Raw genomic sequence first — 15783 nt, 5'->3', positions numbered from 1 at the left:
TTAAGCGCTCCGGCGTAGCATGCCTTGTTTTTTCAGCCAAACAAGTAAAATAGAGATTGCAGCAGGCGTGATCCCTGAAATTCGCGATGCTTGACCAATAGATGTTGGTTTATGATCGTTTAGTTTCGCCATCACTTCGTTAGACAACCCTTTGACTTGTTTGTAATCAAGGTCAACAGGCAACAAGGTATTTTCATTACGCAGTTGTCTTTCAATTTCTTCTTTTTGACGAGCAATATACCCTTCGTATTTAACTTGGATTTCCACTTGATCCGCAGCTTGAGGATCATCAATACCCGGTGCAAAAAGGTTGAGTGAAGTTAACATTTTATACGTCATTTCTGGGCGACGGAGTAAATCTTCCCCATTTGCTTCTTTAGATAATGGAACGGTTAAAATTCCATCTATTTCTGTGTGGTTATCCGATTTAGGATGAACCCAGATATCTTTTAAGCGCTGACGCTCTTTTTCAATCAATTCGACTTTGTTATTAAAATGCGCCCAGCGAACATCATCAACTAAACCTAACTCTCGGCCTTTTTCTGTTAGACGTAAATCTGCATTGTCTTCACGAAGCATCAAACGGTATTCAGCACGTGAGGTAAACATACGGTAAGGTTCTTTTGTCCCTAAAGTACAAAGGTCGTCAACGAGAACACCAATATAAGCTTGGTCACGACGAGGGAACCAACCTTCTAAACCAAAGGCATGTTGTGCAGCATTAAGGCCGGCTAGTAGTCCTTGAGCCCCTGCTTCTTCATAACCTGTTGTACCGTTAATTTGGCCAGCAAAAAATAAGCCATCAATAAATTTACTTTCAAGCGTTTGTTTTAGATCTCTAGGGTCAAAGAAATCATATTCAATAGCATAACCAGGGCGGATGATCCTTGCATTTTCCATTCCTTTCATGGAATGAACAATTTGCATTTGAACATCAAATGGTAAGCTGGTGGATATCCCGTTAGGGTAAATTTCATTGCTTGTTAAGCCTTCTGGCTCTAAGAAGATCTGATGTGAGTCTTTATCGGCAAAACGCATAACTTTATCTTCGATCGAAGGGCAATAACGTGGGCCGATCCCTTCAATAACCCCTGCATACATAGGGCTACGATCCAAGTTATTTCTGATCACTTCATGGGTTTTTTCATTGGTATAGGTGATGTAACAAGGCATTTGTTGTGGATGTTGATCTTGTGAACCTAAAAATGAAAATACCGGCATTGGATCATCACCTAGCTGTTGAGCTAACTGACTGAAATCAATAGTTCTTGCATCAATACGTGGTGGCGTTCCTGTTTTTAAACGATTAACACGTAAAGGCAATTCTCTCAAACGTTGAGAAAGTGAAATTGAAGGGGGATCACCTGCACGACCACCACTGTAATTTTCTAAACCTATATGAATTTTGCCATCAAGGAAAGTACCAACGGTTAATACTACAGCTTTGGCTTTAAATTTTAAGCCCATGCGAGTAATAGCCCCTGTAACTCGATTGTTTTCAACAATTAAGTCTTCTACAGGTTGTTGAAAAATCATCAAATTTGGCTGATTTTCTAAAGCCATTCTAACAGCTTGGCGATAAAGAACACGGTCAGCTTGTGCTCGGGTTGCACGAACTGCAGGCCCTTTGCTGGCATTTAATGTTCTAAATTGAATACCTGCTTTGTCTGTTGCTGTGGCCATTAGACCACCAAGGGCATCAATTTCTCTAACCAGATGCCCCTTACCGATCCCACCGATGGCTGGGTTGCAAGACATCTGGCCCAATGTATCAATATTGTGAGTCAGTAATAGGGTTTGACGCCCCATACGTGCAGCTGCCATTGCTGCTTCAGTACCGGCATGACCACCACCAATTACGATGACGTCAAATTGCTCTGGATAAAACATGTGTGGACCTTAAACGTTAGAAAATGCGGATTGTGCATTTGAGGAGAGAATTCTACTCAAGTTTGAGGAAGAGACCAAGCTTTAGGTTTCTCCCCTATATAATATAAAGATCTTTTTATTTAAAGATCTCTTTATTAGATCTTTTATTAGGATCACTCGTTTCTGTGGATAAGTGGATTTTCACTTTAAAGATCATAAAAGTGTAAAGGATCATATACTGTGAATGATCCGTGATCCATTTGCGTATAAGCTGGGATCAAAAAGGGTACTTATGCACAGGGCATGGGGAACCTAAAACTTATACTCTGGATAACTACGGGTTAATACCGGGATCTTCCCTGAGTTATCCACAGTTGATTGCTGTTATTTTAATCAAATTAGAGTTCGTTTGCCCAAATTTTAACCCATTCCCCAGCGGGATCTTCGGGTATTTCGTGTTGTTGGACATCAATTTCCAAACATTCACCGATCCTTTTAGCCCCTTGCTTGGTTAACAAGTCATCTATTTTATGGATCGCACCACAAAAAGTGTCATATTCAGAGCTACCGATCCCTACCGAGCCAAATTGAACTTGGCTTAGATCAGGAGCACTTTCTTCTATTGAATCAAAAAGAGGTTGAATATTTTCAGGGAGATCACCTGCACCATGTGTTGAGCTCACCACCAGCCATATGCCTTCAAGTGTTAAGTCATCAAGCTCCGGGCCATGTTGAATTTCGGTTTCATGACCGAGTTCTTCTAAAATCTCAGCCATGTGCTCGGCAACATACTCCGCACTGCCCATTGTACTGCCACTTATTAAGGTTACTTTTGTCATGGTGATTCTCTTTCACAATAATAGGGCGCTATTGTACGCTGTGAATGAGCTGGGATCTACCTGTGGATAATGTGGTTATATCATTTTTTTTCTACGGATTGATTGTTCGTAAGATCGGGTTTTGTAAGGAGATCAGTGTTTCTGTGGATTGTATCTCATCAATAGTTTGAATTTTGTTGATAAGTACGTCTTGTAAAGAATCGATAGAACGGCACATTACTTTAATAAAAATGCTGTATTGCCCTGTTGTGTAGTACACCTCGACAACTTCTTCTAAGGCATCTAATTTTTTTAGTGCGGTTGGGTAATCTTTTGCACTTTTTAAAATAATGCCAATAAAGCAACAAACGTCGAACCCTAATTGTTTTGGGTTTATATCAATACGTGTGCCTTTAATAATTCCTGCTTGTTTCATTTTTTCGACACGGACATGAATTGTCCCGGGGCTAACAGCGAATTTTTTGGCTAATTCAGCATACGGTATGCGTGCATTTGCCATTAATTCGTGAAGTATGTCACGATCGAGATTATCGATTTGATAATTTTCCGGCATTATTTCACCTCTATTTTAACGATTATTCATTTTTATACCTGTTTTTTTATTCAAAATAAACAGTAAAGGCTTTTTTTAATGATGGATATTGAATTTATACCTCATTTTGTTGCTTAATCTATACATCAGCTAATACAGCTAACAAATTATGGGAATAAATTATGGACAAGTCATTTATTGAACATCAGCAACAAATTAGTTTTGTGAAATCATATTTCTCACGTTTACTTGAAAAAGAATTAGGGTTAATTGAAGTTCAAGGGCCAATCCTAAGCCGCTTAGGGGATGGTACTCAAGACAACTTATCTGGCAGCGAAAAAGCCGTTCAAGTGAAAGTGAAATCAATTCCAGGTGCAACCTTTGAAGTGGTTCATTCTTTGGCTAAATGGAAACGTAAAACCTTAGGGCGTTTCGGTTTTAGTAAAGGCCAAGGTTTATACACTCATATGAAAGCGTTGCGTCCGGACGAAGATCGCTTAACCCCAATCCACTCCGTTTATGTTGATCAGTGGGATTGGGAAAAAGTGATGGCAGATGAGGAACGTACACTTCCTTATCTGAAGCAGACAGTGGGTAAAATCTATAAGGCAATAAAAGAAACAGAAGCTGCCGTAAGTAAAGAATTTGGGTTGGCACCGTTCCTGCCTGACCAAATCCACTTTATTCACAGTGAAGAGTTGTTACAGCGCTACCCTGATTTAGATGCGAAAGGGCGTGAACGCGCAATCGCAAAAGAATTAGGCGCAGTATTCTTAATTGGTATCGGTGGTAAGCTATCTAGCGGTGAATCACATGATGTTCGTGCGCCAGACTACGATGACTGGACAACAAAAAATGAAGACGGTTTTTGTGGTTTGAACGGCGACATCATTGTGTGGAACCCTGTTTTACAGGACGCATTTGAGCTTTCTTCAATGGGAATTCGCGTAAGTCCTGAGTGTTTAACTCGTCAATTAAGTTTAACTGGCGATGAAAAACGTATGGAATTAGAGTGGCACCAAGCGTTAGTGAAAGGTGAAATGCCACAAACTATCGGTGGTGGTATTGGCCAGTCTCGCTTAGTTATGCTACTTCTTCAACGTCAACACATTGGCCAAGTGCAATGTGGTGTATGGGGTGCTGAAATGCAAGAATCCGTTGAAGGTATGCTGTAATTAGCGGCTAAAGCGGCGTAACAGCCTGCTTTTTAACCCAGTATCAAAACGCCAAATATGGTCAAAGATCTTCATGATACTGGGTTTCCCATAATTTGATACAGATACCGCATGGAAGCGGTATTTACCTTTCTTCTGCATAATCTTTATTTTCTGAATTAACTCATCCGGTAAACGCTGAGCAACAAAATCAGAAATCACCACGGCATCTGCATCAATCCACTGTTTTGATTCCAATTTTATTGCGGTTTCTTGCAAACAAGCCGCAAGGTCAGTCCCACCTTTAAATGTTTGATGTAAAAAACGAATACATTGCTCTAAGCCATCAATAGAAAGTAAATCGTAATGCACAATTTCTGTGGAAAATAACATCACATGGCATGAGCGATTATCCGCCAGCGCAATTTTCATTAGCGCGAGGCAAAATGCTTTGGCGCAGCGTTCATTTAAACCGCCCATCGAACCCGATGTATCAATACATACAACAAATGGTCCTCTTGGCTGTTCTTCATTATGGTGGTGGGTAATAGGGCGCAGAACTTTTCTTTCTTGCCAGCTATCTCCTTGTAACCGATAAGTTAGAAGCTGTTTTTCGAGTAATTTTCGATAGAACTCAAATTCAATATCTTCAAGGCCTAACATAGCGAGTTCTGCAGGCAATAACCGTAAAATATCATCACTTTGATTTAAGCCATTAACTTGCTCAGGAACCGTTTCAGGCACTTTTTCCATGATAGTCATTGGTTCAAGAAAAACACTATCATCAGGAATGGATTGAGCGGATTGGCTACGGCCTAATAATTGGGCTATTTTTTCTAATTCAGGCTGCTGACGTAAAAATTCACTGTATCGGCTTAATAATTGGTCATTATAAGCGGAAGTCATGTTCACACCTTTGGTTAAATCCCACAGCCGGCCAGCAGCACGATCATTTTCGCCAAGAATATCTTCTAAATTACCACTTAGAGCCAGTCGGCGTTGTAATTCTGCCAATAATTGTTCTTTTTCCTGTTCTAGTAGCTCTTTATGTAGTGTTGTAACTTGTAAAATTAAGCTAATACGCCATCTTTGAACAAATAATGATTGTCTTGCACTGCGGTTCTCTATTTTCCCACTCTGTAGCTGATATGCCTCACGGTAAAAAGGGGAATCCAGTTGGTGAAGTTTTGCGATGACATTAGGTAATCGGATAAAAAAGGCATCTGTCGAAATCCCAAGGGACTGACGATAAAGTTCAAATTCTTCTGAAAGTTGTGCGGGAACAAGCGCATCTTGCATACGCTGTTTGAGATCCTTTTTCCAACCCGATAAATCTTTGAGTAAAGCTTTTTTTAATCGAGGATGTTTTTCAAAAAATACCGCTAATTGAGGAGTTGCTAGCAAAGATATAATTATCTCTTCAATTAATTGGCCTTCATTAACCGAAAGCAGCATTTCTAATGTGGCTAAACTCATCATCGCTATTCGGCCACTTTACCCGTGATTTGGTTACGTAATTGGTTTAGCTTTTCAGTGAGCTTTATAAAACTTTGTTCAATATCCGCAAGCCAGTGTGGTTCAATAAATAAGTTGGGCTGCTGTTTTTCAAACTGATAGCGTGCGGCTTGAATCTCACCTTGAATTTTATCTAGCTTGTCTAGCCACTCTTGGTTATTTGTATTTGGCGCAAGTGACGAGGTTTTATCTTGAATATATAAAGTAGATGATTGATGACTTACATCTAATAACTGTATCTGGTTTAAATTATTTACCTCAGCAGCAATGTCTTGCGCAAAACCAATCCCATTTAGATGAGCGGACAGTGTCGTTCCTTTATTTAAGAAGGTTATTAGTGACTTTTTATCAGTTGTTACAAAGGTAACTTTCATATTATGCAGTTGAAGTGGACGATGTAAAAACAGGGTAATTCGACCGTCACTGATATTTTCGGGCAATACGTAAGACGCTTTACGAGCAAACATCGCATTGTTTTTATTGACTTTAAATGCATCTTGGTTGTTTTGGTCTTGGGTCGATGACATCCATTGCTGATAAATTTGCTCTATTTCGCGAGTTAACTTTCTCTGTTGCCAGCCATCTTCTTGTAATAATGACTGCAATAGTTGCGGTAAAGTATTCATCGATTGCATGTCATGCCACAGACAATCCTTTAATAACACAAGATCTAGAGGAGATACGCTGTTGCGACCATTAAAGAAAGCACTTGCTTGTAATAGGTAAACTGCTTTTTTCCAGCGCCTATCGGAAACATAAAGTTGTTTATCTGTAGCATCTAACTGCTGGCGTAATTGGTAAATAAGTTCAAAACAGTGATCGGGTAGCGTAATTTTAGGAATTTCTTGTTGCCACTGTTGGTACTCTTCATCACTGATTTTTAAATGCTCTGGCATTTGAGATTCATTCAGCGATGATTTTCCTGTTAACAGTGCGCGAAAATTTTGTTTCTCTTGCACTTTATCCAGCCAAATACGTACTAGCATTCTGTCGAATAGCGCCTCGAGGCTATTATCAGCATCGGGTAATTCATTTGATGCAGTTACTAATAATCGCATAGGGATGGATTTTTCTTCATCACCATTACGGAACTTGCGCTCATTAACCGCCGTTAATAAGGTATTTAAAATGGCTGGGCCCGCTTTCCATATTTCATCAAGAAATACGACTTCAGCGTCTGGTAAATAACCTTTGGTTAAACGTTCATATCGTCCTTCATCTTTTAGCGCCTGTATTGAAAGAGGACCAAAGATTTCTTCCGGTGTTGAAAATCGCGTCATTAAGTATTCAAAAGCGTTTGCGTGACGAAAAGCATATTTCATTCTTCGTGCAATTAAGCTTTTGGCAATACCTGGAGGGCCTAATAGAAATACGCTTTCACCGCTTAATGTGGCTAATAAGCACAAACGAATAGCTTGCTGGCGTTCATATAAACCGCTTTCAAGGTAATTGCTTAATTGGGCTATTCGTTCAGCAAGCTGCATATTCATTCCTTTTATTATAGAAGCGTTGATATTAAAACTATCAATTTCTTTTATTACATACTGCGACCTATTTTTCCATTTTTCTTTGATATGCCCCAAGAAATCAGAAAAAACGATTCAGCTATAAGTGATTCAATAAGTTATTGTTTTTAAACTTTCTCAACACGAACGAAACGTTTCGATATTGATCACAAATATTAATCATCAATATTGAGTTGTTACTTATCTTTACTATTATTACATGAGCGAAACGTTTCGCTTACTGGAATGGCGGTGAAAAATGAAAAAGGGTGTTTTACTTAATGCCAACGTTACCTCTGTAATCGCAAGATTAGGTCATACAGACCAAATAACGCTTGCTGATGCAGGTTTACCCATTTATCAAGGAACGGAACGTATTGATTTAGCCATTACGCAAGGCTTACCAGATTTCATGTCAGTTTTAAGTGTCATCACCCAAGAGATGCAAGTTGAAAAAGTCATTCTAGCAGAGGAAATCAGCACCATTAACCCACAAATGGAAGCTGCTATTTTGGCTCACTTACAACAGTTAGAAGTCACTCAAAACAATACGATTGAAATTATTTATTGCAGTCATGAACGTTTTAAACAACTGACTCATGACAGTAAAGCGGTGATCCGAACAGGGGAATGTTCACCGTTCGCTAACGTTATTCTTTGTTCTGGTGTGACTTTCTGAGGTGACTATGCAACCTTTATTAGAACTTATCGGGATTGATAAATCATTTCCAGGGGTAAAAGCCCTCAGTGGTGCGACATTGAATGTCTATCCAGGGAAAGTCATGGCGCTGGTGGGGGAAAATGGGGCTGGCAAATCAACCATGATGAAAGTGCTGACAGGTATTTATAAAAAAGATGCCGGGCAAATCCGCTATTTAGGCAAAGAAGTGGCGTTCAATGGGCCCAAAAGTTCCCAAGAGGCGGGTATTGGGATTATCCACCAAGAACTCAACCTGATCCCTGAATTAACCATCGCTGAAAATATTTTTTTAGGCCGAGAATATGTTAATGCATTTGGCAAAATTAACTGGAAAAAAATGTTCAGTGAATCTGACAAACTGCTTAAACGGCTTAACCTTGATTATGATAGCCATCAAACTATTGCAGAGCTTTCTATCGGCGAACAACAAATGGTCGAAATCGCCAAAGTCCTGAGCTTCCAATCACAAGTGATTATCATGGATGAACCCACTGATGCGCTAACGGACACGGAAACAGAATCCTTATTTAGAGTTATCGAAGACTTAAAAGCTCAAGGCTGTGGCATTGTTTATATTTCTCATCGTTTAAAAGAAATTTTTGAAATTTGCGACGATGTAACGGTGTTTCGCGATGGCCAGTTTATTGGTGAGAAACCCGTGAGTGAATTAGAAGAAGAAAAACTCATTGAAATGATGGTTGGTCGTAAACTTGAAGACCAATATCCAAGGGTTGAGGTAGAAACTGGAAAAATTAGGCTGCAGCTTGAAGATGTATCTGGACCAGGTGTAACAAATGCCAATTTCACCCTGAAGAGTGGGGAAATTTTAGGTGTATCTGGTTTGATGGGCGCGGGGCGTACAGAGTTGATGAAAATCATCTACGGCGCGGCGACAAAAAAATCAGGCACGATAAAACTGGAAGGCAAACCCGTAACACTGAAAACACCACAAGATGGCTTAAACAGTGGCATTGTTTATATTTCAGAAGACCGTAAACGTGATGGATTAGTATTAGGCATGTCAGTGAAAGAAAATATGTCATTGACGGCATTACGTTATTTCAGTCGTGCGGGGGGAAGCCTCAAGCATGGTGAAGAGCAGCAAACCGTTAGCGATTTCATACGATTATTCAATATTAAAACCCCGTCTATGGACCAAATAATTGGTAATCTTTCTGGTGGAAACCAGCAAAAAGTGGCCATTGCGCGCGGTTTGATGACAAGACCAAAAGTACTGATCCTCGATGAGCCAACTCGTGGTGTAGACGTTGGTGCTAAAAAAGAAATCTATCAACTAATTAACCAGTTTAAAAAAGAAGGGCTGAGTATCATTTTAGTTTCTTCAGAAATGCCTGAAGTAATAGGAATGAGTGACCGCATTTTGGTGATGCACGAAGGTCATATTAGCGGCGAATTTTCAGCCAAAGACGCGACTCAGGAAGCCTTAATGGCTGCCGCAGTGGGTAAAAATTATGGCTCAGTTCAGGAGTTATCAGTATGAGTTCAACTACCGCATCATCAAAACGCTGGTTCAGCAAAGCATGGCTGATGGAGCAAAAATCATTAATCGCACTATTAGTTTTGATTGCAATCGTATCAACATTAAGCCCGAATTTTTTTACGGTTAATAACCTATTCAATATCTTACAACAAACCTCCGTCAACGCCATTATGGCGGTTGGGATGACATTAGTTATCTTAACGTCAGGAATCGACCTTTCTGTTGGGTCCTTATTGGCCTTAACGGGAGCGGTTGCGGCCTCAATGGTTGGAGCGGAAGTTAACGCATTAGTGGCTGTTGCGGGAGCACTAGCACTTGGTGCTGCTATCGGTGCATGTACAGGAGTGATTGTTGCAAAAGGAAAAGTCCAAGCTTTCATTGCGACTTTAGTCATGATGCTACTACTGCGTGGTGTGACACGAGTTTACACAGACGGCAGCCCTATCAATACAGGATTTAGTGATAACGCAGATTTATTCGGTTGGTTTGGTATTGGCCGTCCATTTGGTATTCCAACTCCAGTCTGGTTAATGATCATCGTTTTTGCTGCTGCGTGGTATATGTTGCATCATACTCGCCTTGGTCGTTACATCTACGCACTTGGTGGGAATGAAGCGGCTACCCGTCTTTCTGGTATTAATGTCGACCGCATTAAAATAGTGGTTTATGCCTTATGTGGACTGCTAGCGGCATTGGCGAGTGTCATTGAAGTTGCACGTTTATCATCAGCTCAGCCAATGGCAGGTAATGGGTATGAACTTGATGCTATCGCTGCGGTTGTACTTGGTGGTACCAGCCTTGCTGGTGGTAAGGGGCGTATCGTCGGAACATTGATTGGTGCGCTTATCCTTGGTTTCTTAAACAATGGATTAAACTTATTAGGTATTTCGTCAAACTACCAGATGATTGTTAAAGCTGTCGTCATCTTACTCGCTGTACTTGTTGATAATAAAAAGTAACCCTACAGGAAAATTATTATGAAACTGAACAAACTAGCAACGTTATTATCTGCAGTTGCACTGAGTGCAACCGTTAGTGTCAATGCGATGGCGAAAGATAGCATTGCACTCGTAATTTCTACATTGAATAACCCGTTCTTTGTGACGATGAAAGATAGCGCACAAAAAGAAGCGGATAAATTGGGTTATGAGCTGATTGTTTTAGATTCCCAAGACAATCCAGCTAAAGAATTAGCCAACGTTCAAGATTTAACCGTTCGTGGTACAAAATTAATGTTAATTAACCCAACGGATTCAGATGCGGTGGGTAACTCAATATTAATGGCTAATAAAGCAAATATACCTGTCATCACTTTGGATAGAGCAGCTAACAAAGGTGAAGTTGTCAGCCATGTGGCATCAGATAACCGCATGGGCGGGAAAATGGCTGCCGACTATATTGCACAAAAAACAGGCAATGAAGCGAAAGTGATTCAATTAGAAGGTATTTCAGGTACATCAGCAGCGCGTGAGCGCGGTGAAGGTTTTAGTACTGGAGCAAAAGAGCACAAATTCAATTTACTGGCGAGCCAACCTGCTGATTTCGATAGAACAAAAGGCTTGAACGTAATGCAAAACTTGTTAACGGCACATCCCGCTGTTCAAGCGGTATTTGCTCAAAATGATGAAATGGCATTAGGGGCATTAAGAGCTTTACAAACCGCAGGCCGTACTGATGTTCTGGTTGTCGGTTTTGATGGAACAAATGATGGTATCAAAGCTGTTGAAGGTGGAAAATTAGGTGCAACTATTGCACAGCGCCCAGACCAAATTGGGATTGTTGGTGTTCAGATTGCAGATAAAGTCTTAAAAGGCGAAAAAGTGGATTCAACGGTTCCGGTTGAATTAGAATTAGTGGTAAAACAATAAGATAAAAACCGCCGCGGCATACTGCGGCGGTTTATTTTAGTTTGCAATTCATTGGGTCATCAAAAAAGGAAATAAACGTTATGGGTACAGCAAAACTGGTGGTTCTCGGTAGTATCAATGCGGATCATATATTAAATGTTAAGCATTTCCCTCAGCCGGGTGAAACCGTTAGAGGCGATCATTACCAAGTTGCATTTGGCGGGAAAGGCGCCAACCAAGCTGTTGCAGCAGGTCGCAGTGGTGCTGACATAACGTTTATTGCTTGTGTTGGTGATGACGATATTGGTGTGAGTATAAAAAAACAGTTATCTCTCGATAATATTAAAACTGAATGTATTGATGCAATTGAAGGTGAAACGACAGGTGTCGCCCTCATTTATGTGAATCAACAAGGGGAAAATACAATTGGCATCAATGCAGGTGCAAATGCGCAACTAACCAAGGCAAGGTTAGCTCATTATCAGCAAAAAATTGTGGAAGCGGATGCGGTATTGATGCAACTGGAATCCCCCATTGAAACAGTACAAATGGCCGCTGAAATAGCTAAGAAAAACAATACGAAAGTCATTTTGAACCCTGCACCTGCTCAATCATTACCTGATTCATTATTATCATTAGTTGATATCATCACACCAAATGAAACAGAAGCTGAACACTTAACAGGTATTGCGGTTAATGATAATCAAGGTGCTCAGGATGCAGCTGAAGCCTTACATCAAAAAGGTATTAGTAAAGTGATGATAACACTTGGTTCTCGAGGTGTTTGGTATAGTGAAAAAGGTGCAGAAGGTAAAATAATTTCTGCATTTCGCGTAAAAGCAGTGGATACTATTGCCGCAGGTGATACATTCAATGGGGCTTACGTTACTGCACTGCTTGAAGGTAAGGCTGACGAAGAAGCGATTATTTTTGCTCATGCGGCGGCGGCGATAGCTGTGACTCGCCCAGGAGCTCAACCGTCTGTTCCATGGCGTAAAGAAATTGACCAGTTTTTGACTCAACAGGATTAACTTGTGGCAACAATGAAAGATGTGGCACGCCTTGCGGGGGTGTCGACATCCACCGTCTCTCACGTTATTAATCAAAATCGCTATGTCAGCGAGAGCATTACCACTCGCGTTAAAAATGCGATTGAAGAGTTAAACTATACCCCTTCTGCGTTAGCGCGTAGTTTAAAAATGAATCGTACTAATACGATTGGGATGTTACTGACAACAAGTAATAACCCATTCTACGCAGAAGTAGTGCGGGGGGTAGAGCGGAGTTGTTACGAACGCGGTTATAGTTTGATTTTGTGCAACACTGAAGGTGACCTTCAGCGGATGAATCATAGTTTAGAAACGTTGCTACAAAAGCGTGTTGATGGGCTATTGATTATGTGCACAGAAGTTCAAGGGCCATCAAAAAATGTTTTGGCTCGTTACCCCGCTGTGCCAACGGTTATGATGGACTGGTCACCATTCGAATCAGATGGCGATATCATTCAAGATAACTCTTTTCTTGGTGGGGAAATAGCCACTCGTTACCTTATTGAATCTGGTTTTACCCGTATTGCATGTATTGCAGGACCACAAGACAAATCACCAGCAAGGGCACGCCATCAAGGTTTTATTCAAGCCATGACAGATGGCGGCATTAATATTTATGATGATTATATCATTTTCAGTGATTTTGAATTTGCTGGTGGGTTTGAGTCTATGAATAAACTGCTTAGCTTACCTGTCCCTCCCGAGGCTATTTTTGCCGGTAATGATGCGATGGCGGTGGGAGCTTATCAAGCGATATACCAAAAGGGCTTGAAAGTACCTGATGATATTTCAATTATTGGTTATGATGATATCGATCTTTCACCTTATATGATCCCACCACTAACAACAATTCATCAGCCAAAAGATAAGTTAGGCCAACAGGCTGTTGACCAACTTATTTATCGTATGGATAACCCAGAGGCAAAGGCGAGCGTTTTGGTTCTTACCCCTGAGCTAATTGAGCGCCAATCGGTTAAAAAATATTAATTCTTCGCTTTTTTGGTTTTGTTTTTTATTAAATTATCACCATCTGTCTTACTTAATAATAAGAAGACAAAAGCTGAGATAAGCGTAATGACACCAACGGTAATAAAAGTGTAGTGAAAATTATCGACCGTATTGCTATTAGGTTGTCCACCATAGAAGTTTAAGATTGCAGCACTGACTGCAATACCGAAGCTTATCGATAGTTGCTGAGTCACCGCTAACATACTATTTCCCGCACTCGCATTATTGTCTGTTAAATCAGCCAAGCAAATAGTATTCATTGCGGTGAACTGCACTGACATCACCATTCCTAAAATGAATAAAGGTACGATTAACAGGTAAATCGACATACTTGGTGATTGTAAGGAAAACTGTGCGATCATTAATCCAATAATAATGGTGATAACAAATAATGTATTACGGTAGCCATACTTAGTTAGGACCCGAGTAACTCCCGATTTAGCAGTGATTGACCCTATTGCTAGTGGTGCCATCATCATTCCTGCCACAACGGCTTCGTAACCAAAACCCACCTGCAACATTAATGGCATTAAAAATGGAATACTGCCTGTTCCTAAGCGTGTCGCGATATTACCGCTGATCCCAATAGAAAATGTACGCGTTTTAAATAAATTCAATGGGATTATTGCGTGCTTAGTGCGTCTTGCATGGAAAATATAAACAAATAAGAAGAGAAAGCCGACTAAGACAATAGTGACTGGAATCGATGTTGAAAGAGATTTATCACTGAATAAGTCTAAGCTGACAGATAGCATGACTAAGCCGGAACCAAACAATAAGAACCCTAAAGTATCAAATTTACGTTTTGGCATTTTAAAGTCAGGCATATGTTTTAAGGCATAAAAAATACCTAAAACACCAATAGGAATATTAATAATAAATATCCAATGCCAAGTTGCATAGGTTACTAAGATACCACCTAATAGAGGCCCCAATATTGGCCCTACTAAACCAGGGATGGTGACGAAATTTAAGATAGGTAATAACTCACTTCGAGGGTAAGCCCTTATTAAGGCTAAGCGGGCGACTGGCATCATCATTGCCCCACCAATTCCTTGAATAACCCTAGAGGTCACTAAGAAATTTAAGGAAGGCGAAAGGGCACAAAGTAATGAACCAAGAGAAAATAAAGAAACCGCTAAAATAAATATACGTCTTGTACCAAATCTATCTGCAAACCAGCCGCTAACAGGAATCAATAGAGCAACAGTAAGCGTATAACTGACTACGGCTGATTGCATCGCAAGCGGCGAGTGATCGAGGCTTCTTGCAATATCAGGTAAAGCCGTATTCAAAATTGTGGCATCAAGCGCTTGCATGAAAAAGGCCATTGCCGCAATCCATGGAAGGCCAGACATATTTTTCGCTGTTTTGAACATCAGTTACCTATACAAATAAATGAAAGCTTTAATGGAATATTGTTTTGTTAGTCTTGCTTTTGGGTAATCGTTAGTAAGTTATAGCAAAGGTCGAGTGCTACTGTACTTTTACCATGAATAATTGCATTGGCAAGTTGTTGATGAATTTCGACCTCTATAACCTCATTATTAGTAATGACATCAAAGTAACGCAGATAAATAGAACGGAATAAATTAGCAAAAGAAATTAAGAAAGGATTGGCACAAGCTTTGTAAATAGTTAAATGGAAATGATAATCAACTTTCACCCAATGCGCCCTGTCAAATTCTTTGGCTAGTAATTGCATTTCACTTGCTAACAGTTGTAATGATTGCTTTTGTTCTTTTGTTGCATGTATAGCTGCAAGATAACAAGCTTGAGGTTCTATCGCTAGTCGAACCATTTTAAAGTGTTCCATCACGACAGATTGCTCTTCGATATTGGACCACCATGTTAAAAGATCTTGGTCTAAAAAATTCCAATTTGAGGGAGGCATAACCCGGGTACCTATTTTGGGGCGAGCTAATACCATACCTTTTGCAGCTAATATTTTTATTGCTTCTCTTATTGCTGTTCGACTTGCTTGGAATTGTTCTGATAATTCTAATTCGCTGGGTAAAATGGAATCAGGTAAATAGGCGCTGGTTAAAATCAACTGGCCAAGATTTTCTGCAATAATATAAGAGCGATTTTTTTGTGAGGCTGTTTGTTGCTTACTTAATTCCATAATTCATCTCAAAGCATAATTCTTAGATGCATATATTACGTGAGTAGATGTGTGATTGCTGCTTAAATAGTCAACATATAGACCTAATTTAACTTATAAATATGTTTTTGGCTAAAAAAAACACGAACAAGATAAAAAC

General features: G+C 40.0%; 14 protein-coding genes. 7 read left to right on the top strand and 7 right to left on the bottom strand.

Annotation, left to right across the window (positions count from 1 at the left end; all coding sequences use genetic code 11):
* The 3 genes from mnmG to asnC all read right to left on the bottom strand — a co-directional run bounded on the left by mnmG (position 1) and on the right by asnC (position 3261).
* The gene (gene mnmG, locus PSF31_RS01360) at positions 1 to 1890 is read right to left on the bottom strand and encodes a tRNA uridine-5-carboxymethylaminomethyl(34) synthesis enzyme MnmG (protein WP_096863681.1); all 1890 of its coding nucleotides are present in this window, start codon (positions 1888 to 1890) and stop codon (positions 1 to 3) included.
* Positions 1891 to 2267: 377 nt separating this feature from the next.
* Complete coding sequence (mioC, locus tag PSF31_RS01355) at positions 2268 to 2708, bottom strand: FMN-binding protein MioC (RefSeq protein WP_094962009.1); 441 nt, start codon at positions 2706 to 2708, stop codon at positions 2268 to 2270.
* Positions 2709 to 2799: 91 nt separating this feature from the next.
* The gene (asnC, locus tag PSF31_RS01350) at positions 2800 to 3261 is read right to left on the bottom strand and encodes a transcriptional regulator AsnC (protein WP_004906326.1); all 462 of its coding nucleotides are present in this window, start codon (positions 3259 to 3261) and stop codon (positions 2800 to 2802) included.
* Positions 3262 to 3422: 161 nt separating this feature from the next.
* On the opposite strand from asnC, the gene asnA reads away from it, so the two are divergent.
* On the top strand, positions 3423 to 4415 hold the full coding sequence (asnA, locus tag PSF31_RS01345; protein WP_004906329.1) for an aspartate--ammonia ligase: 993 nt from the start codon (positions 3423 to 3425) through the stop codon (positions 4413 to 4415).
* Here the strand turns inward: asnA and viaA are convergent, their stop codons facing one another.
* On the bottom strand, positions 4416 to 5873 hold the full coding sequence (gene viaA, locus PSF31_RS01340) for an ATPase RavA stimulator ViaA (RefSeq protein ID WP_096863682.1): 1458 nt from the start codon (positions 5871 to 5873) through the stop codon (positions 4416 to 4418).
* Positions 5874 to 5875: 2 nt separating this feature from the next.
* The gene (gene ravA / locus PSF31_RS01335) at positions 5876 to 7393 is read right to left on the bottom strand and encodes an ATPase RavA (protein ID WP_096863683.1); all 1518 of its coding nucleotides are present in this window, start codon (positions 7391 to 7393) and stop codon (positions 5876 to 5878) included.
* Positions 7394 to 7673: 280 nt separating this feature from the next.
* Between ravA and rbsD the strand changes: the two genes are divergently transcribed.
* The 6 genes from rbsD to rbsR all read left to right on the top strand — a co-directional run bounded on the left by rbsD (position 7674) and on the right by rbsR (position 13498).
* The gene (gene rbsD, locus PSF31_RS01330) at positions 7674 to 8093 is read left to right on the top strand and encodes a D-ribose pyranase (protein ID WP_004906336.1); all 420 of its coding nucleotides are present in this window, start codon (positions 7674 to 7676) and stop codon (positions 8091 to 8093) included.
* A 7-nt stretch (positions 8094 to 8100) separates the two neighbouring features.
* Positions 8101 to 9615 (top strand): ribose ABC transporter ATP-binding protein RbsA, encoded by a 1515-nt coding sequence (gene rbsA / locus PSF31_RS01325; RefSeq protein WP_096863684.1) that lies wholly within the window; start codon positions 8101 to 8103, stop codon positions 9613 to 9615.
* The gene (rbsC, locus tag PSF31_RS01320; RefSeq protein WP_004906340.1) at positions 9612 to 10574 is read left to right on the top strand and encodes a ribose ABC transporter permease; all 963 of its coding nucleotides are present in this window, start codon (positions 9612 to 9614) and stop codon (positions 10572 to 10574) included. The genes rbsA and rbsC overlap by 4 nt, the downstream gene beginning before the upstream one ends.
* 18 nt (positions 10575 to 10592) lie before the next feature.
* Positions 10593 to 11483, top strand: coding sequence for a ribose ABC transporter substrate-binding protein RbsB (gene rbsB / locus PSF31_RS01315; RefSeq protein ID WP_004906343.1), 891 nt, complete (start codon positions 10593 to 10595; stop codon positions 11481 to 11483).
* Positions 11484 to 11563: 80 nt separating this feature from the next.
* Complete coding sequence (gene rbsK, locus PSF31_RS01310) at positions 11564 to 12493, top strand: ribokinase (protein WP_004906346.1); 930 nt, start codon at positions 11564 to 11566, stop codon at positions 12491 to 12493.
* A gap of 3 nt (positions 12494 to 12496) precedes the next feature.
* Positions 12497 to 13498, top strand: a complete 1002-nt coding sequence (gene rbsR / locus PSF31_RS01305; protein WP_164560861.1) for a ribose operon transcriptional repressor RbsR — start codon at positions 12497 to 12499, stop codon at positions 13496 to 13498.
* Here the strand turns inward: rbsR and mdtD are convergent.
* Both mdtD and PSF31_RS01295 read right to left on the bottom strand, forming a co-directional pair.
* Positions 13495 to 14898: a multidrug transporter subunit MdtD gene (gene mdtD / locus PSF31_RS01300; RefSeq protein ID WP_004906350.1), complete on the bottom strand. Its 1404-nt coding sequence runs from the start codon at positions 14896 to 14898 to the stop codon at positions 13495 to 13497. The two genes, rbsR and mdtD, sit on opposite strands and share 4 nt — an antisense overlap.
* 47 nt (positions 14899 to 14945) lie before the next feature.
* Complete coding sequence (locus PSF31_RS01295; protein ID WP_096863685.1) at positions 14946 to 15644, bottom strand: FadR/GntR family transcriptional regulator; 699 nt, start codon at positions 15642 to 15644, stop codon at positions 14946 to 14948.
* Between the last annotated feature and the right edge of the window lie 139 nt (positions 15645 to 15783).

This window comes from Providencia sp. PROV156, assembly GCF_028480905.1.
GTDB classification, from domain to species: domain Bacteria; phylum Pseudomonadota; class Gammaproteobacteria; order Enterobacterales; family Enterobacteriaceae; genus Providencia; species Providencia hangzhouensis.
Note: the sequence above shows the minus strand (reverse complement) of the source record. Positions and strands in the feature narration are given on the sequence as shown.